Genomic DNA, 3,403 nt, shown 5'->3' with positions numbered 1-3,403 from the left:
CATCATTATGTATCAAATTTAATTTTATGATATATATAGAATTTTATATTAATTACAAAAGAAATAAAAGATTTAATTTTCAGTTTTTGTATTTTATATCCTATTTATTACCATTCCCCTTAATACGCAATAACATGAATATAATTCATACAAAAAACTGAGGTGGACATCATCCACCTCAGTTTCTTTACGAAAACAAAAACTTATTTAATCGAAGATAACCCTTTGGCAAATTCACCAATCTTTTGTCGAAAAACAAAATCAAAGTTATATTCCTGTCCTGTTAATTCTTCATTTACTAAAATCGTTGTTGCTGCTACTTCCCTCTTTGCGATTTCTGGGAATGACGCGACAGGCTGTACTTTGAGTGACGTCCCCATTACGAGAAGTACATCTGTTTCATATAAACGTTTGATCGCATTTTGATATTGAGGTAACGTATCTCCGTATAAAACAACATCTGGATTTAGTATGAAATTACACTTCTCACAACGCGGCACTTCATGATCAATCATATATTGTAAATCATATCCCGTTTTACACTTTGGACAATGCGCTGTTTGCAGTGTTCCGTGTAAATCAATTACATGTTTACTACCACCTACTTGATGTAAACCATCAATATTTTGCGTTAAAATCGTTATGTCTTTCCCTTGTTCTTCTAGTTCCGCTAAAAAGCGATGCCCACGATTTGGTTTATATTGATGAAACGTATTAATTTGAAAGATTTCTTTATAATGCTTCCAAAACTCTTTCGGATTTCTATTATAATAGCCTCTCGACAAATACATCTCTACATTCGCATCAGCATATAATCCATTTGCTGAACGAAAATCAGGGATTCCACTTTCCGTACTTGCACCAGCACCTGTTAACACTGTAATTTTCTTCGCTTTTTCTAATATCGAACGTACTTCTTCAAATTGCTGCACAAAAATCACCTCTATGTATTTTCCTATACTTATTATACCAGTTGTTTACAGTAGGTGTTGTACAATTCGGTTTACTTACTACGTTGCATTATCTAAACCCAAACCAATTTAATGGTGTAAGAAAGTTATCTTGGGATCAACCATCCTACACTATCACTTCTCATATTGCAAAGGATGGTAGAGAGTTTATTCATCCGCAAAAAAATAGAAGGTTAACCGTTTTAGAATGCTTAAGATTAATGAGTGTTCCAGATACATACGTTATTCCGCCTCATATACCATTAAGTCAACAATATACACTTGTTGGTAATCGCGTAGCATTCTTAGTAGCTAAAGCACTCTCACAATCAATTCTGGATTGTTTAGAGGTAGATTCAGTGAAAGGTGTGTCTAATGAGTAAATGACGATTTTTCAATTCATTTAGAAAGCAGCCAGAAGGCTGCTTTTCTTCATCGATGGGCTTAGATAGTTATGGACTACTGGGAGCCTCTTAAGTTATACTTGTATAATATAAAAAATTAATAAGGGGTAATATTAACATTATGAAAGAAAAAAACGAACTTGTTCAAAATATTCCTCAAACAGGATTTTTTGGGCATCCAAAAGGATTATTCTCTTTATTCTTCACTGAGTTTTGGGAAAGGTTTTCTCATTATGGAATGAGAGCTATTTTACTGTATTATATGTACTATTCGGTCGCAAAAGGTGGATTAGGAATTGATCAATCTACCGCAACCTCGATAATGGCAATTTACGGTTCCTTACTGTTCATGTCTAGTATTATCGGTGGATGGATATCGGATCGTTTATTTGGTCCAAGTAAAACCGTATTCTTTGGTGGCGTTTTAATTATGATTGGCCATCTTATTTTAGCTTTACCGGGTAGTAAAAGTGCGTTATTTATCTCTATGGTCTTCTTAGTTCTAGGAACAGGGTTGTTAAAGCCTAACATATCGAACATCGTAGGAAGTTTATACAGTGAAACAGATGCGCGTCGTGACTCAGGGTTCAGTATATTCTACATGGGTATTAACTTAGGTGCCTTACTTGCACCTTTAGTTGTCGGAACATTAGGTCAGCAATATAATTTCCACCTTGGTTTTGGAGTTGCGGCAATTGGTATGGCAATTGGGTTAGGGGTATTTGTTGGAACAAAACAGAAAAACCTTGGTCTAGTCGGTACGCAAGTACCTAATCCATTATCAGATTCGGAAAGAAAAAAGACTATTAAGTATTTCAGTGTTGGTCTGGTTGTATTAACATTGCTAGGTGTGGTTACAATTCCAACTGGGTTGTTAACTATAAATCGTTTTACATTCTTGATTAGTATCTTAGGGATTGTTATTCCAGCCTATTATTTCATTTATATGTATCGTAGTCCTAAAACAACAAAAGTAGAGCAATCTCGTCTTCTTGCGTATATACCACTCTTTATTGCAGCTACAATATTTTGGTCTATACAAGAACAAGGTGCTATTATCTTAGCGACATACGCGGATCAACGAACTCAATTACAGTTCAATGGAATTACATTGCATTCCGCTTGGTTCCAATCATTAAGTCCAATCTTTATCGTAACGCTTGCCCCGATTTTTGCATGGGTTTGGATAAAGTTAGGCAAGAAGCAGCCTTCAACGGCAAAAAAATTCGCTATTGGATTGCTATTTGCAGGTTTCTCATTCTTAGTTATGATTATTCCGGCTTTAATCAACGGTACTCACTCTTTAGTGAATCCTATGTGGTTAGTCCTTAGCTTCTTTTTAATTGTAATTGGAGAAGTTTGTTTATCTCCTTCAGGGTTATCCATAACGACGAAGCTGGCTCCAGCTGCTTTCTCTTCGCAAACCATGAGCTTATGGTTCTTATCAACTGCGTCTGCGCAAGCAATAAATGCCCAAGTTGTTAAACTGTATAATCCTGCAACAGAAGCAATTTACTTTGGTGTTATTGGTGCTATCTCCATTTTAGTTAGCATCCTGCTGTTTGCATTATCATCAAAAATCCAAAGTTTCATGAAGGGACTTCAATAACGGTCTCTTATTGAAATGAACAAATACAAGTTTCTATGTGAAGAGTAGCCAAACGGGTTACTCTTTTTTTGTATAACCATAGCAATCTCCACACAAACGCAATATAATGTGATATTTCTAGGAAAACAAAACATACCTAATAGACTAATGCAACTTTGTAAGAGAGCTGACTATTTATCTAAAGAGGAGCTTCTTAAACATAAAGACTGCGTCATCGATTTACTCGATGAACGGGAAATTTGCGAATAAAAGACCAAAACTCCAACTCATTCATGGTTTAAAATACTGATAAGCTGGAGTTTTCTTATTGCTATATATACAAATAAAATAAAGATTACTAAAGGGCTATATGTGAAAAAACTATTTCTTTTGGAGGATTTCAATAAAAGAAATAGTTTTTTGGTTGTTGCAGTAAATGAAGTCATGTAGAGGGCTACTAA

The 3,403-nt window shown here is 34.9% G+C and carries 3 protein-coding genes; 2 read left to right on the top strand and 1 reads right to left on the bottom strand.

Going from position 1 to position 3,403, the window contains the following annotated elements:
* Nucleotides 1–203: 203 nt before the first annotated feature.
* Complete coding sequence (locus AC1DTM_RS20695) at nt 204–932, bottom strand: NAD-dependent protein deacylase (RefSeq protein WP_016105312.1); 729 nt, start codon at nt 930–932, stop codon at nt 204–206.
* Between the two features lie 41 nt (nt 933–973).
* Here AC1DTM_RS20695 and AC1DTM_RS20690 point away from each other — a divergent pair, with 41 nt between their 5' ends.
* A complete protein-coding gene (locus tag AC1DTM_RS20690) occupies nt 974–1,333 on the top strand; it encodes a DNA cytosine methyltransferase (RefSeq protein ID WP_016105313.1) in 360 nt (119 codons plus the stop codon).
* A 142-nt stretch (nt 1,334–1,475) separates the two neighbouring features.
* Complete coding sequence (locus AC1DTM_RS20685) at nt 1,476–2,963, top strand: peptide MFS transporter (protein WP_002110616.1); 1,488 nt, start codon at nt 1,476–1,478, stop codon at nt 2,961–2,963.
* Nucleotides 2,964–3,403: the final 440 nt, after the last annotated feature.

The organism is Bacillus sp. P4_D3, assembly GCF_056401855.1.
The sequence above is the reverse complement of the archived record's forward strand: the minus strand, read 5'-3'. Positions and strand labels throughout refer to the sequence as shown.

Excerpts from the sequence above, each read along its gene's own strand:
- AC1DTM_RS20685 (WP_002110616.1), top strand. The coding sequence starts at position 1,476 with ATGAAAGAAAAAAACGAACTTGTTCAAAATATTCCTCAAACAGGATTT.